The sequence below is a fragment of the Robbsia betulipollinis genome (genome assembly GCF_026624755.1).
In the GTDB taxonomy this organism is placed as follows: domain Bacteria; phylum Pseudomonadota; class Gammaproteobacteria; order Burkholderiales; family Burkholderiaceae; genus Robbsia; species Robbsia betulipollinis.
This window is the reverse complement of record NZ_JAPMXC010000001.1, coordinates 1-20198: the sequence shown is the minus strand read 5'-3', so window position 1 is coordinate 20198 and position 20198 is coordinate 1. Positions and strand designations below refer to the sequence as shown.

Sequence of the window (20198 nt, the reverse complement as noted above, 5' to 3'; positions counted from 1 at the left end):
ATTAATTTATTCGCCCATTCAGCAGAACTCTCTGCACGACCGTCAAAATAACTGATTGCTATTGATCTTTAAGCTTTCCCAGTAATCAGCCAATTCGGCGTAACCTGGAAATAGCCGGCGACCCTCACTAGACTCCAGTAGTTCGGGTACCGTTCGCCGTTCTGCCACAGCCTCATCGTGTCGACGCTGACGCCCATCGTGTCGGCCAGTACATCACGCGGCAGTTTGGTTTTTGCGCAGAGCGACCGCAGGCGCTCCCCGAACCGGTCCGCGCCAACCAACGCGATATTCGGATCAGGCACACTCAGCACCCCGTACTCGCGCTCGACCGCGTCCGTTATGCTCTTGACCGCCTCGAGCATGGCCAGGCCGATTGCACGCTTGCCCTCGATGTTGGTTCCTTGCAAGAGCATAGCTATTTCGCTGTTGGTGCGCCGCACGCAGCAGTGTAGGCGTCGTCGTGATTCGTGATCTGCATCTTCAGGCGATCGGAAAGCCCGGCCAATTCGGCGCGAGGCACCTTGATCAGCGAGAACGTGGTGCAGGCCGTATTGACCACCTCGGTCTTGCAGGTTGCCGTCGGCGCCTGAACGGGCACCGTGGCCGGGCAGCCCGCGAGAAGCGGCGCGGCTACCGCAGCACAGATAAGCATCAGCCTTTTCATTCCGTGTACCCCTTGTCGATCATCGCCTGGTCCAGCGCGCCCGGTGTCTTCGCGAGCGTTGCATTGCCTGCTTCGATCGTCTGCCGAACGCTCGCCGCCTGGGTCACGGTCGCGAGCGCGGCGCGCGCGCCGGCGGCGTCGCTCACTGCTTCGGCCGCTTTGTCCGTCGCGGCAGCGGCCACCTCCACCTGTGTCGCCTCATTCGCCTTTGCGGTCTTTGCCTCTTGATGCTTGAAAACCGCGACCGCGGTGGCCACGAGCATGCCCAGCAGCGAGATCAGGCCGGTCCAGCCGCCGGACAGCAGGGAGAGAATTGCAGTCATGAGGTCACCCCTTGGCTGACGCGCTGCTGCCAGCCGTATTCGAATTTCTCGTTGATCGGTTTGTTCTCGGCGATCTGGATGTAGGCCACGCGGCGCAACGCCCGGACCATTTCCAGCAGCACCGCCATGCCGGGCGCGCCGCGCTGCGTCTTGTACATCCGCAGGGCGGCCAGCGTCATCGCACCGGCACCGCCGTCGACAACGATGTCTGGAAAGCTCGCGCCCTGGGCGTTCAGCACATTGAGGGCGCGCTGCATCCAGGCGACCGCAGTGGCCGGCCCCATGTTCACGCCGCCATCAAACAGATTCGACGCCAGCGGCAGATCAACCGCGGCAATCTGGTCAAAATGCGGCTGCGTCCAGTACCGGGCGCGGTAGATCGCAATTGCCGTGTCGCGCGTCATGCTCTTCATCGGCCCGGTATAGCCGAACGCCCGGGCCACCGCGATCGTGATGCCGAAATTCGTTTCGCCGCCGGCGTCGGCCGGGTCGTTGACGTAGCCCTTTTCCGTGGCCAGGACTTTTACGATGAGGTCGTCCGGGATCATTGATCACCCTCCCGGTGCGGGAAGCGTACGACCACCACGCGCGCCAGCACTGACAGCACGCCGCCGATGAACGGGCCTACCGCCTGGCTCGCCGTCGGGAAGAATTTGAGGACGAACGGCGCGATTTCCGGCCAATGATCCGACAGAGGTCCGATCCAGGGCGCGACCATCGCGAGCAGCCCGTACAGCAGCGTGAGGGCCGCCGCCAACCGCACGCTCGACCACTTCTTTGCGCTGCGCCAGTCATTTACCAGCTCGACCTTCACGCGAGCCGCCTTTCCTGCGTCTGCCATTGCCTTCTCCATTTGATCAATGCCCTCCGCCGCTCGTCCAGGCCCGCGCCGGCACTACGGCGGTCGGGCGGACGGCGGTGTCCAACTTCTTCTCGGTCGCTTTCGCGGCCGACGCCGCCTCGGTCACCTGCTGCTGAACGACCGTCTGCTTCGCCAGAATCTGGTCGGTCTTTTGCGCCGTCACCGCTGCGGACGCCGCAGCGCGCTGCGCCGCGAGAAGAGCCGCCGCCTGTGCGCGCTCGCGCTGGGCCGAACGCAGGTCGTTCTTCGCGTCCATCTTGCTCAATGCTTTCCCGAAGCTCTCCACCGCCTTGGCGAACGTGTTCGCCTCCTTCGCGTATTGAGCCGACTGCGTGCCGAGTCGTTTTTCGTAATCGAGCTTCTGACCCGCCCACTCGTGCGAGTCGCGCGAGGATTGAATCGCCGCGCCGACGTACCCGCCGACGGCCACCGCGCCGGCCAGGCCGAGCAGCAGAAGGGCGCATAGCGCCGCATACAGCACACGCAAATCACGCTTCGCGCTGCCCAACGAGGCTTTCGAGTTTGGCAATTCGCTGCTCCAGTTCACGCACTTTTGATTCGGCTTTGCGCGCGCGATCGTCTGCCGCGCGCTCCCGCTCTTCGGCTCGATCGGCGCGCTCTACCGCCGCCATTTCGCGAAGCTCCGCCCGGTCCGCTCGCTTCTCGGCCAGTTCCGCCAGCTTTTCGTATCGGGCCATGGTGTCGACCTCGGCCGCCGACGATGCGCTTGCGACCGCCGCATCCCCCTGTGACTGCGCTTGCCTCACGCGATCGATCTGCCGCCAGACCCGCGCCGCGCCGCCCCATGAGGCGCCGCCCAGAATCACCGCGCCGACCGCCTTCCCTACTTCCGACCAATCCATTGCGCCGCTCTCCTGCTCGCCTGCGCGCAGGCGTAAAAAAACCGCCTCGAGGGCGGTTCGGACTGATCCAGGTGCGCTTAGACGATCGTGCCGCCGGCGAACGCTTGCCGCGCTGGCGTCGGCGACAGCGTGTCGGTCGCGGGCGCGATGATCTTGCCCTCGACGAACGTCAGCACGTCATCGCCGCTCGCGGGTAGGACGGGGAATTCAATCGGCTGCTGGAAAACCGGCTGCTTGCCGGCCGCGTAGGTCTCGTCGCTGACATAGGACGCCAGTTGCGCCGAGCTGCGACCGTTGGCATAGTCAAGCGATACCTGCTGCACAACGTGATAGCCGGTCGTCGCGCCGGATGCCGGCGTCGTGTAATCGATTTTGATGGGCATGATTGCTCACATATTGGAAACGTCGAGTACTAGATAGTCGTACGCAAGGACTGATTGTTGCGAAGGAGGCACGCCGCCGCTGGCTGTTGAGGTCGTTTGCTCATTGGCGGACTTCCACACGACTGACGTTCCGGACACCGTGAACGCCGCCGCGAGGAACAGCGAGTAGGTAGTGCTGCCCGTGCCGGCGCTGTTGTTATTTATGGAGGACCGCAATTGCCCTTGCACCACCGCCAGGTTGCTCGTTCCAAACGTCTGCGTGATGCCGCCGGATGAATCCATCGGGTCGCCAGTGAGCACGCCAGGCGACGACAGCACCCCCACTACGCGCATGTAATTCGAGCGCGAGTCGAAAACCTTCGCGCCCGCAGCATTATTCACGATCAGCCCGTACAGCCCGGATACCGTCACCGAAACCGGGTCGTCGAACACCCAATATGAAACCGTCACGCCGCTGGCAGAACACAGAACGTAGTAGGTAATGTTCGACCCGGAGACCGTGCTGTACAGCAGCATCGCCTGCCCTGAGCTGGGACGGAACGCCATGACCGGTGACGTGCCGTAGGCGACGGTGAAACTCGCGGAATACCAGTTCGTTGCGGTCGGACTGCCGCCCGATGTCACGGCCCCTTTCGTGCGAAGCGACAGATTTTTGTAGGTGCTGTCGATCTGCAGATAGCCCGACGAGTTATAAACGGCGAGGCCGAAATCCGCCATTTAGTAGACTCCGTAAAGCACCGTGACCGCGCGCTTTGCCAGGGTCGTGCTGGCGTATGACCATGAAATCGTCGTGCCGCTGATCGACACGCTCGGCGCCTGCGTCGTGGCCGCGCTCGGGTTCACGGAGTCGAGCACATGAATCCATGGCGTTCCCGTCGAGAATCCAGCGATCGACGCCGAGCCGGCCGCAGTACCGGTCGAGAGCGACCCCAGAAATCGCGTGAGGCGGTCCGTCACGTCCAACGTCAGATTGCCCGACGCATCCCAGCACCGCAGCCCGTTCGCCATTACCCGAGGTATCCCAGCTTCACGCGCAGGACGCTCGACGAGTCATAGACCTGCATGCCGTTTGCGTTGACCAGGCTTCGCCCACCGCCGCCCGTGCCGTTGATTTCAAAACTGCCAGCCTTGTTGATCTGCCAGCCCTGGGAGCCGGACACGAAATTGTCCGACTGGATGACGCTGCCGATCATCAGGTTCGTGATCCAGCCGGTGCCGATAAACGCCTGATTTATGAACGTCTGCCCGTTCTGCACCACGAACGGCGCCGTGACGCTCGCGCCCGACGTCGACGCTGAGCTGATCACCCCGAACCGATCCGCTGTCACCAGCACCTGAGATTCGACCGTCCCCGTGGTGTTGTCGATCCCCACCCCGATTCCGGCGACATACGTGCGCCCATCTGCCGTGACCTGCGTCTTGATCGTGTAGCTCGCGGCCAGTTGCCCATTCAGGCCCGCGTACGATGTCGCGACGGTCTGCACCGCAGCCGCGTTCGAATTGGCTTGCGCTTGAACCGTCGCCACTTGGCTGGCCAGCGCGCCATCAGCATCGACGCGGGCCTGTGTCTCGACCTGGACTGCGGCCAAAAGCGTCGTATTGTTGTTGGTGATCTGCGCCTTCACCGTGTCGATGTTTTGGGCGAGCGCAAGGTCTGCTTCGGCGCGCGCGCTCTGCTCCGAATACACGCCGGCGTAGATTTCGGTCGAGCCTGCGTAGTCCTCGGTACTGCCCGCCATGACCGGAATGACGACCTGCGCTGACACCTCGTCCAGCCGGTCCGACAGCGCGGTGTCGCCGTCGACGCGCGATTGCTGCTCGGTCTTGATCGCGGCGGCGGTCGCCTCGACGTTCTCCTGCAGGTCGGGGATCAGCTCGATGTCGCTCAGCAGATCCTTCGCCAGTTGCGTCGCGCCGATCTGCCCGGCCAGGTATGACAAAATTTCGCTGGCATCGTCGCTGCTCGACCCCTGCACACCGCCGGTCGTGCTCACGGGATACCACGGCCCGATATTGCCGCTCGTGTCGACCAGCCGGCCCCAGAAGAAAAAAACCTGCCCCGCGGCCAGACCCATCAAACTCGCGGTCGCCTGCGGATACGCATAGTCCGCCTGCTTGGTCGCCGTCGACAGATCATCCGTCCGGCTGTACCAGATCTCGGTGCGCTGCGTATCGCCAGCCGTGCCGTCTGCCGGAAAGCCCCAGGTCAACTGAATGGCGAACACCTGCGACACCGCAGTCAGGCTAACAAGCGCCGGCGGCAGGCCGGTTTTCCCGGTCAACACGGTGTCGGCCCCGTAGGTGGCCACGGACGTGACACCCATCGCGTTGACGGCGTAGACGCGCGCCAGGTACGTGCCCTGATAGATCCCGGGCACCTCCGCCTGAAGGCCGCCCACCGAATTCATGGTGACCCATTCGCCGTTGTCCTTTCGCCAGCACGGAATATACGAAGTCGCGCTGGCCGCCGCGTCCCACGCGATGACCATGGTCGTCTTCGAAATGCCCTGGTCGATCGCCGAGTACGTCGAGACACGAACGTTCGCCGGCGGCGGCTGGACGGACGGCGGCACGACCGTCGTTGGCTTGACCTGGATCGCCGCGCCGTTGTCGATCGCGTCGTACTTGCCCGGCTCGTGCTGCGTGGCGTTGACCGTGAACGTGATCTCGCCATCGTCGTCATTCTGCTGGACGCTGACGACCCGAAAGGTCTGCGCGGCCAAGTCGGCGCTCTCGAGCATCCACACGGATTGCGCTGCGGGCGTGACGTCGTATGCAGCGGTCACGGTGATCGTGTCACCGGATACCGATTGCACGGTGCGCGCCTGCGCTATGCCTGTCGGCAAGATCACCGTCAGTGTGTCGCCGGGTACGGTCGTCGGCGCCTTGTCGAGCGTCACGCTGCGCGCGGTCGCGCTTTTGATGCGCCCGCCGATGCGCCGACCTGCCTTGTCTGGGTCCGCGATCGCGATGACCTGGCCGGGCGCGCACAGCACGCCGTCCATGCCGATCGTGAACGAGACCGTGCTCGTCTCATAGCGGCTCGTCAACAGCGTCCACAAGCCCAATCGATGCGCCTGACCCTGCGACGTCGTGCCGAACGCCGTGATCTCGACCTTGTTGACGCCATACCGCGCGATGCCGTCCTGATCCTCGACGTATTCGACGGCCTGCTGATAGGCGTTGTTCGGGTCGTTCCAGGTGACCAGGCACGTCGTGTAGCGGGTCTTCAGCGTCGAGCCCACGTACGTGAACGCGCCAACCACGTTCGCCGGCGTGTAGATGTAGACCGGATCGGTCGGCATGTCGCAGCCGGCGACGACCGCGCCAGTGCCCCAATACGAAATGCCGCGGAAGATCGCCGCGATGTCCTGGAACACCTTGTACGCGTCGGCGCGCGACTGGATGTAGCAGTTGCACGTGAAGCGCGGTTCCGTGCCCGTGCCGCCCTTGCCATCCGAGACCATGACGTCGCAATATTGTGCGATCGAATAAAGGACCCACTTGTCGATCATCGACGCGTCAATGCGCTTGCCCAGGCCATAGCGCGTGTTCAGCGCCAGGTCGTAATAGATCCACGCTGGGTTGTTCGTCCATGCCGTCTTGAACGTCCCGTCCCACGTGCCCGCGTACGTGCGCAGGTCCGGATCGTAATTCGTCGGCACGCGGACCAGCAGACCCTTGATGTCGTACGAGCGCACAGGCACCGAACTGAAGGCCGAGGCGTCGAACGTCATGCCGACAAGCGCCGACATCGGATACCGGAATTTTCGGTCGATGATCTCGGTGATCGCCTCGATATTCGTCGTGTTCGCGATGTACGCGCTCGCCGAATTAGCGGTGAGGCGCCGCACACGAATCTGCCAACCGGTCGTCGCGGCGCCCAGCTCGATGCGGTGGCTGCGCTCGTACAGGCTGGTCGTCTTGCCATCGAACGAATTCGTCAGCACCGTAGCGAACGCGCCGCCGTCGGTCGACAGGTCGATGGCATAGTCGATGACATAGCCCGTGATGTCGCCGGTGCTCGTGTTCGTCTGCGACAGCGCCGGCACCGCCAAGCGAAGACGGACGGCCGTCAGCTGCACATTCTCGATCGCTCGCACCCACGGCGTGTCGGCACGCAGCTCGACACCGATCGCCGTCTCCGATTCGACCGCTGGGAAGCCGGCCATGTACGTCTGGTCTTGCGTGCCTAGCCGTGTGTCCACGGTGTAATTCGAGAAATTCGTCGAGCCGTCGGAATTCTCAATCGGGGTGTCGTCGAGGAAAACCGACTTCAGGCCGTCGACCAGACCACTGATCGGACCTTCGCCGACTACGTCGAGCGTGCGCGCATAGGCGATCGAACGCAGCGTGTCCGCTGACTCGGTCGCCGTCGACGACGAGCTGCTGCCCTTGGCCCCGACAATACGCATTACGCCTGATCCTCAGAATAGATTCCCGCGCTGGCCACCTTCGAGCCGACCCGGAACCGGCCATAGGCCAAGGGCACCGGGTCACCCTGAGCGGAACTGTTGACCGCGCCGCTGAAGTAGTAGGACGCGGTGCTGCTCGAAGTGTCGCTCGATGTGCTGGTCTGCGGGCTGAGCATCTGCATGACGCCGCCAAGCGCCATCGACGCGCCGGTGAGTATGAGTCCGACGTTCCCCGTAAATGCGCCGGCAACAACCAGAGCCGCGCCTAGAATCGTCTGGAACAGGCCGCCGCTCTTCGCGCCGATCAGGATCGGAGCGATTCGAATGTCGTCGCTGCCCACCGGCGCCGGCAGGTCGTCCTGCGCGAGGTTGCGACGGCCGTTGAACACCGCGAACGTCAGCCCGTTGTCCCGGGCGTTCATCATGTATTTCTCGAAGCCCGGCACCATGCGGCACAGCGCGCGCACGGCCTCGGCGGTCGAGGCGACGGCCATGCGATGCACGCGACCGAAGCGCACGCCCAGCGGGCCGTACAGTCGGATCGTGCGGACCTTGTCACTCACCATTCACCCCCGCGTATCGCAAAACCGTGCGCAGGCTGTGCGCCCACATGCCGCCCCATACCGTCCGCCCGGACAGCTGGCCATGCATGTGATGCAGCAGGACATTTCCGCCCAGGTAGATTCCGGCGTGGTTCGGGACGCCGTTCTTGCTCCGAATCTGCATCAGCAGCACGTCGCCCTCTTGCGGCTCCGCGTCTTGGCCCAGGTCGATAAACCCCGCCTTCGCGAAATTGTCCATGTAGAGGTTGGACGCGCCGTCGTCCCACCAGTCGTCCGTGCGCTCGAAGTCCGGCAGCGTGATGCTGCGCTCGAGGCGATACCAGTCGCGAATCAGGGCATAGCAATCCAGCGCGCCGTGGACGAACTGGCGACCCAGCAGCGGCGCGACATAGCCGCTCGGCCCAAACTCGCACCAGTCGTCAACCCCGATCGAGCCGTCGGCTTGAACGCCAACCGAGCAGATCACCCACGCGCGGATGCCACTCTTCTCGCACATCGTCAGATCTGCACCGCTTGGCCGCGCCACGCCGCCCGGGTGCGAGTGGACAAGCGCGACAACCGCGCCAGCGTCCTCGGCGTCCGCAAAATCGGCGGGATCCATTTCGAACTGGTCGCGCGGCGCCGCAGCGCGGTTCGCGCACTCGCGATACGCTTCCACGCCGCTGGCCAGGACGACCAAGCCGCAGCACTCGCGCGGGTACTCGCGGACAGCGTGCGCCGCGATTGCCGCCTTCGTGTTTTCGTTCATGAGAGGGTGTCACTGAGGAAGCCGCCCCAGGAAAGGGGCTCGTTCACGCCAAACCGGCACTCGCAGCCGGTCGTCTTTTTGCTGCACCGATCCTGCGCCGGGTCCGTCGTCGAGACGTCTTTGATGGTGAAATACGCGGCACCGGTATATCCGCATTCGGCGCCCCGATATTCAAACTGGCAGACGCCGGCGATCTGTCGGCCCGGCAGCTGTTGCCCGCCAAAGTCGAGCGCGCTCGACAGCGTGAATTCCACCTGTACGTTCGTCTCGCTCGATTTCTGCTCGATGTACCAGATCTCAAGCGGGAATTCCTCGGTCGGGTCCGCGGTCGGGTTGCCCGCCGGGAAATTCACCGCGTCGAGGTATTGCTTCAGCGTCGTGCGGCGCGTGACCTTGGCGCCGACCATGTCGTCAAGGTAGACGCACAGCGCCGAGATCGTGCCGCCGGTGTTGCCGACGGTGATCTTCGGCTCAGGCTGCTGCGCATCCGACGTGTGCTCAAAACCGTTCGCCTCGATCGCCCAGGGCTTGTATTCGTTACCCTGCCAGAAGATTGACGTCTCCTGAAGATGCGCATGGAACCGAAGAAAATCACCGCCAATGCCGGTACAGTCCACATCGAACACTACGATCCGTGCGCCCGGCTCCAGTTTCTGAACATCCACAGAAATTGTCATTACAGCTCTGCCGTCGCGTATGCGACCCCCGTGAACAGCGCCATCTGATAAGCAGTTCCCCCTGAGCCACCGGTCAAATCAAAGCTCACACCGGCCTGCGTATTCGTCGCTGCGTTGATGGCTCCAAACGCAATACTCCCGTAGCCAATCGCATTGACTGTTGCAGTGGGAACCGCGTAGGCCGGGGCGCCGCGCATGGGAACCCGGAATTTCCAGACCAAGCGACACGCCGAGGCAGAATACATCTGCCCAACTATCTCGCCGGCGAGCGCCGCCTGATAGAACTGGCAGCATCGCAAATATTCAATGGCAGCATCGGCAACCACAAAGGGCGTCAAGCCTCCAAGCTCCATCTTTGGGCGGGATAGAGTCCCCCCGGAAAATTTCGCTGTGACAGCTGTGTTTGCCGCGATTTTTACAGCTGCGCCACTTGTCACTGCTGTCCCGTTGACGGTGAGCGTTGCTGTCCCCGTCCAGCTGAAATAGTATGTGCCGCCGAGGATGTCAGTCGCGGGCAGGATCTGCTGAAAGCCGCCTGACGGCACGGTCGCGACAATTGAATTACCGGAGCCCGTCCAACTAAGAGACGATCCACTGGCCGTCAATGCCCAGCGGTCGAGCACGTACTGCGCCGCAGATGTTGATGCTGTCCCAGACACATACCCACGCTGGTTCACCGAAAACAGTGCGTTGTAAAAGAGATTCGGATTGGGCGCTGCTGAAACCGCTTGACTGCCATCGGGAAATATAAACCCTGTCGCGGCGATCGTTCCTGTCACCGCGACCGGACCAGCGATACCGCCCAAAAGCGCAACCGCACCATTCAAGGTGGCCGCGCCAGCGACTACCAGCTTGCCCTGCACAGTTTCGTCGAGCGGCTTTTTGCGGCCGATCGTACGGTACACCGATGCGCCGTCCGTCTCGTAGGTGTTGCACTCGCCCGGCTTGATCACCACCACCGTTGGTGCCGTGTCGCCGCTGCCCAGCTTCACCGCCATGGTGATGTCGTACGTCGGCGACAGGTTGTGGATAGAGACGATCTGATCTGCCCCGCAGTTCGCCGCCGCCTCGAAATGGCACGTCCCGGCGGCCGTCGGCGTCATGTTGACGCGCTTGCCCATGTCTGCGGCCGTCAGGTCGCGCAGGCCGGCCGCGACGCTGGTCAATGTCGCCTGCGTGTTCAGGACGTCGACGGCGAGATTAAACCGCGTGCCGAACGTGCGAACGTCATCGCCATCAACCGCCTTCGGCGGCGTGCCCTGCTTCGTTTTTTGAAGTGCGGTCATATCTCAGGGTGCGAAGGTTTGTTCGAACGTCGCGGTCAGCGTGTAGACGGCGCCGTCTTTTGTCGGCTCGCCGTATGTCTCGCAGGTGAACAGCAATGGGCCGCGCAGCAGTGGCGACCAGTAGAACGAGACGCCGGCATGCGCATCCAGAAACGCCAGAATCGCGGCCATCGTCGTGGCGTCTTTCTTGAACTGCAGATTGAAGATCGACGAGCGGGCGTTGATGCCGTCCGCGCTCGTCTGGCGATACCCATCGCCGAACTGCGCTTTCCGGACTTTGAGCGTGGCAGTGCCTGACAGCCCTTCGACTGTCGGCGCCCATCCAAACGTGTCAGGCATCATGCGATCCCGTTCTTCATTTTCCAGAGCGCGCCGCCCTGCTTCCGCTCATTCGAAACCACCGCGCGCACGGCGGCGGCGATTTTCTTTTGCAGGTCCGCAGCGCCGGCCGCATTCGCCGTTGTGTCGCTGCCGCCCTCGACGGACACCGGCGCGTTGACGTGGATGTCACCGCCAGTCGCCGTAGACGGCGCAACCGATCCGACATAACCGCCGGTCGCGAACTTCGCCAGATTGTTGATGCTCGCGCCGTTGTTCATGGCTTCGAGGTTGGCTACGCCGAAACGCTTCATCGCGTCCGCAGTCAGGATCCCCTCACCATTCGACACGCGCGCCAGGATGCTGTCGCTCGTGCCCGTGCCTGGGCCGACGATCGCGCCGCCATCGGCAAAACCATAGGTATTCGTGCCGCTGTAAATTTGGCTGGTAGATGACGCGACACTTGACGCAACCGAGCCTGACGAGGAGAGTCCGAGCACTGCAGTGAGGCTCGACCCGGTGCTGCCGAACAAGCTCCCCAGCAAACTGCCAACCCCTTGGATCGCTTGCAGCTCGAGAGCCTTGACGCCGATGCGCGCCAAGTCGGCGATTACGCCAGTCGCGAGACTGGAAAAAGACAGCTTCCCGGTCGACGCGAACGTGACGAGCGCGTCCTCCATGTTTTTCGCAACGTCACCGACCAGCGAGCCGACCTGCGAAAACTTGTTCTGCGCCGCCTCGGCATAGTCGGCAAGCGCTTTCTGCGCGCCGGCATAGCCGTCGGCATTCAGCGCCCGGATCTGCTCGGTCGCTTGCGCCTCGAGCGCGAGCCGCTTGCGCTCGTATTCCTGCAGCGCAGTGATTTCGTCGTCATACTGGGTTGCGCTGATCTTGTTCTCGGTCAGCGATTTCGCCAGCGCTTGGTACTTCTCGGCGTATTCTTTTGCGGCAGCCGTCGCGCGCTCGAGCGCGTCGGCATCCGTAGCGCCCAGCGTCTTCCCCTGGTTTTGCGCTGCGATCGCTTCAGCACGCGCTTGCAATGCGGTGCTCAGTCCATCCGTGTAAGCCTTCGTCGCGGCAAGCTCTTTCGCCTGAAGGACGGCCAGAGCGTCGGTCGTTTGCCGGTCGTTACTCGTGATCTCCGCCTGAATCGCCTTCTTTTTGTTTTGCCACTCTACCAAGGCTTTTTTGGTTTTGGAGTGAGCCGCGAGGTCGATTTCCTGATCGGCGGTTTTCAGCTGGTCGGCATACGCTGCGTCGCGCTCATCGTGCTCTTGCTGTATTGCAGTCGCAGCATTAATAACGCCTTGTTGCTGCAGCGATTTGATGTGCTCGACGTTGTCGCGCATCAGCTTTTCACGCGCGTCGAGTTGCTCCTTTAGATCTTGCATCTGCGCATTCAGGGCGTCCTGATTACCCTTCGGCGCACTATTCTGCCCCTTGGCATAGCTGATCTGGGGCATGTCCGGCGTAGCGGTCTGCGTCGCCTTCGGGATCGTGTCCGACCACAGCTTTTTCGTGAACGCGGCATAGTTCGTGCCGTTCGTCATCAGCTTCTTGTAGCCGTCTTCGCCAGCCTTCACCGCGTCAGACCATTCCCCCTTCAGTCCGTGCGACACCACCGAAATGACGGTATCGACCACGGCATTGAAATCTAGGATCGCCGAGACCGCGGTAGCCACGACCGTGACCACGCTTTTGATGACGAACGCCAGCCCCTCATAGAAGCTCGTCAGCAGCGGGCTCGTGCCTGCGTTCGTCACGAACGCGTCGGTCAGGTTGATGATCGTGGGCAACAGCGCCAGGCTCGCCGTCCGGTTCACGTTCGCCATCGCGGCCTGGCTGGTTTTTAGCCGTTCTTCAAACTCGGCCAGGGCCCGGATCGTCTCGCCGCTCAGGGCGCCGCCGCTGGCCAAGAATGCCTCGTTCAGCTCGATCGCCCCCTTCGAACCCTGATCCAACAACGGAATCAACGCCTCAGCGCTGGAACCGAATAGCTCGCCAGCAACGGCCGCCTTACCGGCGCCATCGGCTGTCCGCGAAAACGCATCCTCCACCTTGCCGAGCAGATCCGAGGCCGCCGTTGTCTTCAGGTCGGACAGCGAGATCCCGAGCGACTTGTATGCTGCGAGCGCGTCCTTGTTGCCGTGGATCGCCTCGTTCTGCGACTTCGTCAGGCTGTTGAGCGCGCCGGACGCATCTTTCATGTTGACGCCGACCGTCGAGGCGGCGAAACCGAAGGACTGGATGCTGTCGGTCGACAAGCCGGTCGCTTTCGCGATCGTATTGACCGCGTTGCCGTACTCGGTGAGGCGCTCCGCCGTCTTGATCGTGATCTCTGCCGAGATGCCCAGCACCGCGGTGAACCCGGCGATGATCGCGGCCGTCTTGTTGAAAATCAGGCCCATGGCGTTGGACCGTTCGGCCAGCACGAGGACCGACCCCGCGAAATTTTTGATCTGGCCCTGCGACAGCTCGTGACCTAGCACGAGCAGCTCGCGCCGCGCGCCTGCCGATTCCAGGCTGAAATCGTGCGTGTTGTGCGACGCCTTGGCGGTTTCGTCGGCATGCGCTTGGATCTTGGCGATCGCGCTGCTGACGTCGGTCGTGACTCCGCGCTGCGCCGCCTGGAGCGTCAGCATCTCCGCGCGCGTCTTGCCGATCGCCGCCGCCTCGGCATTGATCGCATCGACGAACTTCTTCGTGTCGGCGATCGCGCGTTCCGCTTCCGCCGACGCGGCGGCCTGCGCTTGCGCCGCCGCCCGGTCGGCGGCCGTCTTCGCTTTTGCCGCGTCCGACGCCGCGCGTGTCGCCTCGGCGACCGATTCCATGTGCGCAATAAACGGCTCGGCAGCGTCGGTAACGCCAAGGACCGCAGCGCGCTGCCGCAAAAGCTCGGTCGTCGACTTGCCGGCCGCGTCCGACTGGCGCGCCAGGGAACTGATGAACGAATTGATCGAGCGCGTGCTCGCGTCGCTGCCGTTGGCCACCGCCTCGACGACAGCCGCCTGCGCAGCAGTGACGCGTGCGGACGCCGCTTCGTTGCTTTCCGCAAACGCCGTTGCCGACCGGGTCGCGCGGTCCAGCTCGGCGACGAAACCCGTCGCGTCTGCTGTGACCCGCGTGATGTTCTCGTTAGCCACCCGACGCTCCGTTGATTGCTGCGTTCAAAACCTCGTCGACGGCTGCGGCCGCCTCCGTTTTCTTCGCCTCATAGGCTGGCCGCTTGAACGGCTGCGCGGCGACCTTCGATTTCCCGTATTCGATGAAACGCAGGTAATACGCCTCTTTCGTCCAGGTCACGATGTAGGACGAGGACACGCCGGGAAGGGATCGCTCGCTGTCATACGCGACGATCAGATTGTCGCGGCCCTTCCCGGTTTTTACCGGCACGCGGATCTTTTCCTCCGCGAGGAACACGCGCGCGCCGGCGAGCGTCGCCTTGCGCAGCGTCGATTCGGAAACGGCAAGCTCGAGCGCGCGAAGCCCGGCCGTCAGCGCGGCGGGGTTCTCCATCACCATCGATTTTTTTGCCATCGCCTATTTGCCTCCGAAAATCGTCGCCACCAGCAGCGCGGTCTGCGCTGCCGGGTCATCCAGCAGGATCGGCTCGTTACTCTCAGCTGCGGGCCCGTCCGGCGCCCAGCCGAAGAAGTCGAGCGGCGCGAATGGCTTCGGCTGCTTCTTCGAGTCACGGTTGATGTTGGCCAACAGCGCGATTCCGGTGCCCGCGCGCAGATCCTCGATCCCGGAACCCCACGGCTCCAGGTCGTAGAATGCAATCCAGTCGGTGAATTCGGCGCTATCGATCTCCGCCTGGGCACGCCGCACCGACATGCCCAGCTGCAGCGCTAGGCGGTGCCAGAATCGCCGCTCTGGGCGGCTTCGGAGTTTTTTCCCGCTTTTTCCGTCTCGGCGGCACCCAGCTTATTCAGGGTCACCGCCGCTTTGAACACGCGCTCGAGCGGCGCGGTGCCCTTCGAACGGATCGTCTCGATCTCGTCCTTCGTGAAGAGCGGTGCGCCGTTCTCGTCCACGACAGTCGCCGCGATCATCACGGCCTGGACGTGCGAAACGGCCTTGCTTTCGGCGAAATCGGCTTGCAACGCATCGCGCGCCGCGCCGGACAGCATGGACACACGAACGGTGCCGCCCCATTCCGGGACTTCGAGGTCGGTCGTGGTGAGATCGCGCGCGGCGATGATCTGGTCTTTGGTCAGCAGCATGGGTTAGCTCGAAGCCGGGACGTCGGTGACGGCGCCGGTGATGGTGAGGGCCACGGTCGCCGTCAGCACCGTGTCGGTGCCGCCGGCGAGCGGGAACGTTTTGACGAATGCGTTGAAGGTCTTGGCCGTGCCGGTGGGCAGACCCAGCTTGAATTCGAGCGATGTGCCAGCCGCGCGCGCGGCTTGCATCGCCGCTTGGCCCGGGTCGGCATAGTTCACGTTGATCTCGATCGAGAACGAGCCGTTGTCTTGCAGGCCGAGCCGCTTCTCCTTCGCGGTCGAATCCAGATCGGTGACATCGATTTCGGTCGCGCTGCCGTCGAAACCGCTGTACGACTTGACGTTGGCGATCTTGGTCCAGACCGGCGCGGCCAGAGTGCCGGTGTTGACCGAAAAATTGCTTCCCTGCGACGAAACTGCGGTGCTCATAATTTTTTCCTCAGACGTTGAACCAGATAGAGACATCCAGGCGGCTGCCGTACAGCTTCGTTTCGTCCTCGTAGACGCTCACCGGCGCGCCCACGGGCTTTCCTCGAACAGGCGCGGCAGTCATCGCCCGAAGAATTTTTTGCATAATCTCGACCGCCTCGATCCTAGTCGACGACCAGACCGCGATCTGCATGCGGCTGTTTTGCTGCCCCTCGAAACCGTCCATCGAGGTTTCATCCACGCCGCCCACGCTCTGATAGACGATGTACGGCGCGGCGACATTGGCCGGAGCCTGATCCGGGTACACGCCGCCGCTCGCGAGGCCCTGAAGGGCGGCGACGGTGACGCTTTCAGCGCTCGCCACGCTCTTTTTCAATGAGCGCGAAAACACGGTGATCGGAAGTCACCGGAGTCACGTCAATTTCCGCGCCGGCCGGCCCGTCGATCGCATACAGGCGCACCGTCACCATCACGGCCTCGCCGGCATTGAAGCTCACATCAAACCCCTTGCACCTTTTCGGAATGCCGAGCTGTTCCATGAGGAAATCTGCCAGCACTTTGCCTTTTCCACTCATCGGCGTGCAAATTCGATCAACCATTGCTTCCTCCGTTGGAACACGCCAAATAAACGCACTCGCGGCCTGCTTCGTCTGGCAGGACCGCATGAATTTTGTAGACGACGCCGCGGTGGACAACCCGCATGGACGTCGTGATGTCATCGCGGTACCGAATTTGGATGCTCGTGGTCACCTCGCTGCGCTCGCTGTCCGCCGCGGCGTATTCCCGGCCGTTGACGGTCCGGATGTTGGCCCACGGCCGCGCGAAGCGCACCCAGCCGGGCACCGGCTGCCCGAGCTTGTCCTTGACGTCGCCCGGCTGCTGAATCTCCACCAGGCGGTTGAGCGTCCCGGCGCGCATCAGACGCCCAGCCCGACGCGGTAGGGGTACAGCAGTTGTTTCGAACCAGTCGGCAGGTCAAATACCGTGGCGCCGACCACGGTGTCCTCGCGGTTCGCGTAGAGCCGGCCGAGAATCAGCAGGATCGCCGCGCGGATAGCATCGTTCACCACGATTGGGTCACTGCCTGCCGTTCCGGCGACGATCGCGGCCGCCATGTCATCCGTGTCTGCGTAAATCTCGCGATTGAGGAAATCGGCGGCTGATCGCACCGCCGCGCTGACGTAGAGGGTGACCAGGTCAGCGTCGTCTCCCTCTTCGGCCCGCAGATGCGCGGCAGCGATTTCAGGGCTGATGACAACGGCCATTATTTTGTCTTGCCTCGCGACCGCGCATCGGGCACCGCCGGCGCCGGCGGCGCGGCCTCAGGCAACTCCGATGACCGAGGTAAAATCCCAATCAATCCGCGCGCCGCCAACTCACGAGCATGCAGATCGGTCGTCACGATGTTCATCGACACGTTTCCGCCGTGCAGGATTGGGCGGTTTGTGGTCACTTTCATTGGATTATCTCCATCGGCCACCAAACATCGATGGCCGGCTATCGCCAGTCGCGCCGGTTATGCCGTCGCAGTGGAGGTGGTTGCAGCGGACGCAGTGAACGAGCCGTAGATGAATGCTTCCGGGCGCTTCACAGCCAGGGCGAGACGCTCCTCGCAGCGAATCGAGATCATGTTCTTCTCGAAGTCGTCGACGTTCTCGGTGGAGATCACCACGTTCGCATCCTCGCGGTCGAAGATCTGCGCGCCGTACTGGAACGAACCGGTCAGGAATTTCCCCTGGAATGCCGGGACTTCGGTCGCCACCACCGGCAGACCCCAGAGGACCGGACCAGCCAAGCCGAGCGGATTCGCCAGGATGTAGCGCCCGAGGCTGTCCTTGGTCAGCTCGATCTTCGCCCAGTCGATGAAGTGCAGAACGTGACCGGTCGCCGGGATCCGCGCCAGCTGCGCTTGCAGCATGGCGAGGCGCAGATCGTCGATGCCGCTCTGCTTCTCCACCGCGAATGCCGGGTCGTACGCACTCGCTTGCGGCACGATGCCGTGAAGATGAACGCCGGTCCCGTCGCCGAAAAGGATCTCCTGCTCTTCGACATATTTCAGACCGAACTGCAGCTCGGCGTCGACCGTGCTTTGTAGCTGCGTGAAGTCGTCCAGGATCTGCTTCGACGCCTTGAACATGTGCGCGATCGTCGACACCGCGGTCATCTTCGTGGCGAATTCGATGCTCGAATACGGCTTGGTCGTGTTTTCCGCGACCACCGCCGCCGCGTTCGTGAAGCCGGTCATCTGGACCCAGAAGATCGCGGGTGCGCCGGTCGTGCCCGGCGCGATCAGGTCGCGGATGAACAAACGCTGCTTGGGGGTCGAGTCGATGCCCGGCAGGCGCTGCGGCTGGACCACTCCTTCGGCGACACCGCTCGACAGCAACGCGGTACGCGGCATCGGTACGCTGAGGCGCTTCCCGCCCTCGACGCTCGCCGCGAAGCTCTTCAGCGAGTCCGCGCCGACCAGCAGCCGACCAGCGCTTTGCGTGCGCTCGGCTTGCTTGCCCTGCGCGGGAATCGCCGCGAAGGCTTGCTCGACTTCCCCCATCTGCGTGGCCAGCTTGTCTTTCGCAGCGGTCAGCGAGTTGAATTCGGTCGCCAGCTTGTCGACCGAATTCTTCGTTTCGCTGGAAAGCGAACCGGCGGCCCGCGCTTCTTTCAGCGCCTCTTCCGCCTTCTTGCTGAAATCACTGGATGCCTTTTCCAGGCTGGCAGTTACCTGCTTGAGAAGCTCTTCGGGCGTCATTTCTTTCCTCGGGTTTAGTTTGCTGCCGACTCGAAGCGCGCAAGCGCCCGAATAAACTCGGCGGTGGTGTCGGCCGTAAAGGCCACGTCGGCAGCGTCACGCGTACCGTGTCCCGCAGCGCTGGGCGTGCCGGACTTGATCTCTTGGATGATTTTTCGGCGCTCGGATCTCGGGATACCTTGCCGCGCCATGACCAGCTCGACTTGTCGGGCCGCGTTTTGCGCCTGGGCGCGCGCGCCGCCGGATTCCTTGACCTCGTCCGCTGGCAATAGCGAATCTGCAAACCCTTGCTCCACGGCCGCCCCGCCGCCGATCCAGGTCTCGGCATCCATGAGCGCCTGCATGGCTTTGGGCGAGGACCCGGTACGAGCGGCGTAAATGTCAGCCATCGCCGCGTCAAATGGCGCCAGGGTATCGGCGATGTCGCGGAGTTCGTTCTGATTGCCGGCGGCAACGACCCAGGCGTTGTGGATCATCAGGAACCCAGCACGTGCCACCTGCAGTTCGTCGCCCGCCATAGCGATAATCGATGCCGCACTCGCCGCGAGCCCCACGACCTTGACCGTCACAGCGCCCTTGTATTCACGCAGCAGGTTGTATATCGCCAGCCCTTCGAACATGTCGCCGCCCGGCGAATTGACGTTGACGGTCACGTCCTGACCGTCGAGCGACCTGAGAATGCCTGCGACTAGCTTGGCGGACACGCCATCGCCCGTCCAAGGGTCATAGCCGATCTGATCGAACACCGAGATCGTGGCCTGGTCTTCGGCCGCAGCAGCATGGATGGATGGATTCCACCGTTCCAAGGCGCGCGGCGACAGATCGCACGAAACGCCCGGACGCGACTTCGCCTCCGGCGCAACCGGAAGATTTCTGATCGTCATGGGGTCTTCTCAGGAGGTGAGTGCGTCGATTTCTGCGCGGTGCTGTTCCGCAGCCGCCGGGTCTTGGTTCAGCGTCCCCATCCAGGCTGCAAGCGCAGCACGCGCGGCCTCGGCAGGTGACTTGTCCTTGCCGAGCTGCTCGATCGGCGTCAAATTCGTCTGTACGGTGAAGACGTCGCCGCCCGGGATAGGCGGTAGGTTTTCCAGACGCCGAACCTCGTTACGCGACATCCATCCGTTCTGGAGGGCGATGTTGTAGAACGCCGCGCGCCCCGCGCTGTCGGCCCTCAGCAACGCCTCGACCGCAAATTCCGCATAGATGACGTCGCGCTCCGTCGGATCGATGAGGCAGCGCGTGATTTCCTGCTCGATGTTATCGAGCAATGGCCGCAGACTGTTCGTCAGGAAGTGCAGGTTCTGCGCCTCCACGCTGGCCGCCCAACTGCTCTGCTTGTCCATGTGCCCAATCATGAAAGGGGGCACCTTGAACCAACTGCAGACCAGTTCAACAGTAAGCGTCCAGGCAAGGCATCTTGCCTGGTGGATGTTGGCTGAGTTCGGGCTAGATGAAGCGCGGGATGCCCGCCCGTTACGTCCCCACTTATTTTCGTAAGCGGGGACGTATTTTTAGACGCGCGTTGACGCGGGCGTTGAACCCATCAGCGTCCACGGCAGCAGGTCATCGATCCGGTTGACCGGATGATCGGCGATGCGCGTGAGCACCTCGCGCAGATACGCCTCGGGGTCGAGGCCGTTAAGTTTAGCCGTGCCGATGAGGCTGTACATCGCCGCTGCCCGGTGGCCGCCG

General features: G+C 63.1%; 30 protein-coding genes. All 30 read right to left on the bottom strand.

Annotation, left to right across the window (positions count from 1 at the left end; genetic code table 11):
• Nucleotides 1-68: 68 nt before the first annotated feature.
• Nucleotides 69-413 (bottom strand): helix-turn-helix domain-containing protein, encoded by a 345-nt coding sequence (locus tag OVY01_RS00150; protein WP_267844804.1) that lies wholly within the window; start codon nt 411-413, stop codon nt 69-71.
• A 2-nt stretch (nt 414-415) separates the two neighbouring features.
• Nucleotides 416-664, bottom strand: coding sequence for a hypothetical protein (locus tag OVY01_RS00145; protein ID WP_267844803.1), 249 nt, complete (start codon nt 662-664; stop codon nt 416-418).
• Nucleotides 661-987, bottom strand: a complete 327-nt coding sequence (locus OVY01_RS00140) for a hypothetical protein (protein WP_267844802.1) — start codon at nt 985-987, stop codon at nt 661-663. Before OVY01_RS00140 ends, OVY01_RS00145 begins: the two co-directional genes overlap by 4 nt.
• Nucleotides 984-1535: a glycoside hydrolase family 108 protein gene (locus tag OVY01_RS00135; RefSeq protein ID WP_267844801.1), complete on the bottom strand. Its 552-nt coding sequence runs from the start codon at nt 1533-1535 to the stop codon at nt 984-986. The genes OVY01_RS00140 and OVY01_RS00135 overlap by 4 nt, the downstream gene beginning before the upstream one ends.
• Nucleotides 1532-1828, bottom strand: a complete 297-nt coding sequence (locus OVY01_RS00130; RefSeq protein WP_267844800.1) for a DUF7940 domain-containing protein — start codon at nt 1826-1828, stop codon at nt 1532-1534. Before OVY01_RS00130 ends, OVY01_RS00135 begins: the two co-directional genes overlap by 4 nt.
• Nucleotides 1829-1844: 16 nt before the next feature.
• Nucleotides 1845-2396 carry a hypothetical protein gene (locus OVY01_RS00125; protein WP_267844799.1) on the bottom strand — a complete coding sequence of 184 codons (552 nt, stop codon included), beginning with the start codon at nt 2394-2396 and terminating at the stop codon, nt 1845-1847.
• A complete protein-coding gene (locus tag OVY01_RS00120) occupies nt 2338-2712 on the bottom strand; it encodes a hypothetical protein (protein ID WP_267844798.1) in 375 nt (124 codons plus the stop codon). The genes OVY01_RS00125 and OVY01_RS00120 overlap by 59 nt, the downstream gene beginning before the upstream one ends.
• Nucleotides 2713-2789: 77 nt before the next feature.
• Nucleotides 2790-3095, bottom strand: coding sequence for a hypothetical protein (locus OVY01_RS00115; protein WP_267844797.1), 306 nt, complete (start codon nt 3093-3095; stop codon nt 2790-2792).
• 6 nt (nt 3096-3101) lie between these two features.
• Nucleotides 3102-3812, bottom strand: a complete 711-nt coding sequence (locus OVY01_RS00110; protein WP_267844796.1) for a hypothetical protein — start codon at nt 3810-3812, stop codon at nt 3102-3104.
• Nucleotides 3813-4103 (bottom strand): hypothetical protein, encoded by a 291-nt coding sequence (locus tag OVY01_RS00105; RefSeq protein WP_267844795.1) that lies wholly within the window; start codon nt 4101-4103, stop codon nt 3813-3815.
• Nucleotides 4103-7510 carry a TipJ family phage tail tip protein gene (locus OVY01_RS00100; protein ID WP_267844794.1) on the bottom strand — a complete coding sequence of 1136 codons (3408 nt, stop codon included), beginning with the start codon at nt 7508-7510 and terminating at the stop codon, nt 4103-4105. Before OVY01_RS00100 ends, OVY01_RS00105 begins: the two co-directional genes overlap by 1 nt.
• Entirely contained in the window at nt 7510-8073 is a 564-nt protein-coding gene (locus OVY01_RS00095) for a tail assembly protein (RefSeq protein WP_267844793.1), read from the bottom strand. Before OVY01_RS00095 ends, OVY01_RS00100 begins: the two co-directional genes overlap by 1 nt.
• Nucleotides 8066-8821, bottom strand: a complete 756-nt coding sequence (locus OVY01_RS00090; protein WP_267844792.1) for a C40 family peptidase — start codon at nt 8819-8821, stop codon at nt 8066-8068. Before OVY01_RS00090 ends, OVY01_RS00095 begins: the two co-directional genes overlap by 8 nt.
• The gene (locus tag OVY01_RS00085; protein ID WP_267844791.1) at nt 8818-9498 is read right to left on the bottom strand and encodes a phage minor tail protein L; all 681 of its coding nucleotides are present in this window, start codon (nt 9496-9498) and stop codon (nt 8818-8820) included. The genes OVY01_RS00090 and OVY01_RS00085 overlap by 4 nt, the downstream gene beginning before the upstream one ends.
• Nucleotides 9498-10784 carry a hypothetical protein gene (locus tag OVY01_RS00080; protein WP_267844790.1) on the bottom strand — a complete coding sequence of 429 codons (1287 nt, stop codon included), beginning with the start codon at nt 10782-10784 and terminating at the stop codon, nt 9498-9500. Before OVY01_RS00080 ends, OVY01_RS00085 begins: the two co-directional genes overlap by 1 nt.
• A gap of 3 nt (nt 10785-10787) precedes the next feature.
• Nucleotides 10788-11123: a phage tail protein gene (locus OVY01_RS00075; RefSeq protein ID WP_267844789.1), complete on the bottom strand. Its 336-nt coding sequence runs from the start codon at nt 11121-11123 to the stop codon at nt 10788-10790.
• Nucleotides 11123-14245: a phage tail tape measure C-terminal domain-containing protein gene (locus tag OVY01_RS23120; protein ID WP_267844788.1), complete on the bottom strand. Its 3123-nt coding sequence runs from the start codon at nt 14243-14245 to the stop codon at nt 11123-11125. Before OVY01_RS23120 ends, OVY01_RS00075 begins: the two co-directional genes overlap by 1 nt.
• Complete coding sequence (locus tag OVY01_RS00065) at nt 14238-14639, bottom strand: HK97-gp10 family putative phage morphogenesis protein (protein ID WP_267844787.1); 402 nt, start codon at nt 14637-14639, stop codon at nt 14238-14240. Before OVY01_RS00065 ends, OVY01_RS23120 begins: the two co-directional genes overlap by 8 nt.
• Nucleotides 14640-14642: 3 nt before the next feature.
• Entirely contained in the window at nt 14643-14939 is a 297-nt protein-coding gene (locus tag OVY01_RS00060; protein WP_267844786.1) for a phage tail assembly protein T, read from the bottom strand.
• Between the two features lie 14 nt (nt 14940-14953).
• Nucleotides 14954-15328 carry a hypothetical protein gene (locus tag OVY01_RS00055; protein ID WP_267844785.1) on the bottom strand — a complete coding sequence of 125 codons (375 nt, stop codon included), beginning with the start codon at nt 15326-15328 and terminating at the stop codon, nt 14954-14956.
• Between the two features lie 3 nt (nt 15329-15331).
• A complete protein-coding gene (locus tag OVY01_RS00050) occupies nt 15332-15757 on the bottom strand; it encodes a phage tail tube protein (RefSeq protein WP_267844784.1) in 426 nt (141 codons plus the stop codon).
• Nucleotides 15758-15767: 10 nt separating this feature from the next.
• Nucleotides 15768-16121, bottom strand: a complete 354-nt coding sequence (locus OVY01_RS00045) for a DUF3168 domain-containing protein (RefSeq protein WP_267844783.1) — start codon at nt 16119-16121, stop codon at nt 15768-15770.
• Nucleotides 16108-16356 carry a hypothetical protein gene (locus OVY01_RS00040; RefSeq protein WP_267844782.1) on the bottom strand — a complete coding sequence of 83 codons (249 nt, stop codon included), beginning with the start codon at nt 16354-16356 and terminating at the stop codon, nt 16108-16110. The genes OVY01_RS00045 and OVY01_RS00040 overlap by 14 nt, the downstream gene beginning before the upstream one ends.
• A complete protein-coding gene (locus tag OVY01_RS00035) occupies nt 16349-16675 on the bottom strand; it encodes a phage head closure protein (protein ID WP_267844781.1) in 327 nt (108 codons plus the stop codon). The genes OVY01_RS00040 and OVY01_RS00035 overlap by 8 nt, the downstream gene beginning before the upstream one ends.
• Complete coding sequence (locus tag OVY01_RS00030; RefSeq protein WP_267844780.1) at nt 16675-17022, bottom strand: head-tail connector protein; 348 nt, start codon at nt 17020-17022, stop codon at nt 16675-16677. The genes OVY01_RS00035 and OVY01_RS00030 overlap by 1 nt, the downstream gene beginning before the upstream one ends.
• Complete coding sequence (locus OVY01_RS00025; RefSeq protein ID WP_267844779.1) at nt 17022-17216, bottom strand: hypothetical protein; 195 nt, start codon at nt 17214-17216, stop codon at nt 17022-17024. The genes OVY01_RS00030 and OVY01_RS00025 overlap by 1 nt, the downstream gene beginning before the upstream one ends.
• Before the next feature lie 57 nt (nt 17217-17273).
• Nucleotides 17274-18506 (bottom strand): phage major capsid protein, encoded by a 1233-nt coding sequence (locus OVY01_RS00020; RefSeq protein ID WP_267844778.1) that lies wholly within the window; start codon nt 18504-18506, stop codon nt 17274-17276.
• Between the two features lie 14 nt (nt 18507-18520).
• On the bottom strand, nt 18521-19390 hold the full coding sequence (locus OVY01_RS00015; RefSeq protein WP_267844777.1) for a head maturation protease, ClpP-related: 870 nt from the start codon (nt 19388-19390) through the stop codon (nt 18521-18523).
• A gap of 9 nt (nt 19391-19399) precedes the next feature.
• Nucleotides 19400-19936, bottom strand: coding sequence for a phage portal protein (locus OVY01_RS00010; RefSeq protein WP_349293509.1), 537 nt, complete (start codon nt 19934-19936; stop codon nt 19400-19402).
• Between the two features lie 81 nt (nt 19937-20017).
• Nucleotides 20018-20198, bottom strand: a 181-nt coding sequence (locus OVY01_RS00005) for a transposase domain-containing protein (RefSeq protein ID WP_267844776.1), incomplete at its 5' end; no start/stop codon positions are given.

Coding starts and splice junctions, on each gene's coding strand:
- OVY01_RS00100 (WP_267844794.1), bottom strand. CDS start 7,510: ATGCGTATTGTCGGGGCCAAGGGCAGCAGCTCGTCGTCGACGGCGACC.
- OVY01_RS00085 (WP_267844791.1), bottom strand. CDS start 9,498: ATGACAATTTCTGTGGATGTTCAGAAACTGGAGCCGGGCGCACGGATC.
- OVY01_RS00130 (WP_267844800.1), bottom strand. CDS start 1,828: ATGGCAGACGCAGGAAAGGCGGCTCGCGTGAAGGTCGAGCTGGTAAAT.
- OVY01_RS00075 (WP_267844789.1), bottom strand. CDS start 11,123: ATGCCTGACACGTTTGGATGGGCGCCGACAGTCGAAGGGCTGTCAGGC.
- OVY01_RS00145 (WP_267844803.1), bottom strand. CDS start 664: ATGAAAAGGCTGATGCTTATCTGTGCTGCGGTAGCCGCGCCGCTTCTC.
- OVY01_RS00020 (WP_267844778.1), bottom strand. CDS start 18,506: ATGACGCCCGAAGAGCTTCTCAAGCAGGTAACTGCCAGCCTGGAAAAG.
- OVY01_RS00110 (WP_267844796.1), bottom strand. CDS start 3,812: ATGGCGGATTTCGGCCTCGCCGTTTATAACTCGTCGGGCTATCTGCAG.
- OVY01_RS00140 (WP_267844802.1), bottom strand. CDS start 987: ATGACTGCAATTCTCTCCCTGCTGTCCGGCGGCTGGACCGGCCTGATC.
- OVY01_RS00065 (WP_267844787.1), bottom strand. CDS start 14,639: ATGGCAAAAAAATCGATGGTGATGGAGAACCCCGCCGCGCTGACGGCC.
- OVY01_RS00055 (WP_267844785.1), bottom strand. CDS start 15,328: ATGCTGCTGACCAAAGACCAGATCATCGCCGCGCGCGATCTCACCACG.
- OVY01_RS00115 (WP_267844797.1), bottom strand. CDS start 3,095: ATGCCCATCAAAATCGATTACACGACGCCGGCATCCGGCGCGACGACC.
- OVY01_RS00090 (WP_267844792.1), bottom strand. CDS start 8,821: ATGAACGAAAACACGAAGGCGGCAATCGCGGCGCACGCTGTCCGCGAG.
- OVY01_RS00050 (WP_267844784.1), bottom strand. CDS start 15,757: ATGAGCACCGCAGTTTCGTCGCAGGGAAGCAATTTTTCGGTCAACACC.
- OVY01_RS00150 (WP_267844804.1), bottom strand. CDS start 413: ATGCTCTTGCAAGGAACCAACATCGAGGGCAAGCGTGCAATCGGCCTG.
- OVY01_RS00035 (WP_267844781.1), bottom strand. CDS start 16,675: ATGCGCGCCGGGACGCTCAACCGCCTGGTGGAGATTCAGCAGCCGGGC.
- OVY01_RS00105 (WP_267844795.1), bottom strand. CDS start 4,103: ATGGCGAACGGGCTGCGGTGCTGGGATGCGTCGGGCAATCTGACGTTG.
- OVY01_RS00120 (WP_267844798.1), bottom strand. CDS start 2,712: ATGGATTGGTCGGAAGTAGGGAAGGCGGTCGGCGCGGTGATTCTGGGC.
- OVY01_RS00080 (WP_267844790.1), bottom strand. CDS start 10,784: ATGACCGCACTTCAAAAAACGAAGCAGGGCACGCCGCCGAAGGCGGTT.
- OVY01_RS00040 (WP_267844782.1), bottom strand. CDS start 16,356: ATGGTTGATCGAATTTGCACGCCGATGAGTGGAAAAGGCAAAGTGCTG.
- OVY01_RS00015 (WP_267844777.1), bottom strand. CDS start 19,390: ATGACGATCAGAAATCTTCCGGTTGCGCCGGAGGCGAAGTCGCGTCCG.
- OVY01_RS00030 (WP_267844780.1), bottom strand. CDS start 17,022: ATGGCCGTTGTCATCAGCCCTGAAATCGCTGCCGCGCATCTGCGGGCC.
- OVY01_RS00025 (WP_267844779.1), bottom strand. CDS start 17,216: ATGAAAGTGACCACAAACCGCCCAATCCTGCACGGCGGAAACGTGTCG.
- OVY01_RS00060 (WP_267844786.1), bottom strand. CDS start 14,939: ATGTCGGTGCGGCGTGCCCAGGCGGAGATCGATAGCGCCGAATTCACC.
- OVY01_RS00135 (WP_267844801.1), bottom strand. CDS start 1,535: ATGATCCCGGACGACCTCATCGTAAAAGTCCTGGCCACGGAAAAGGGC.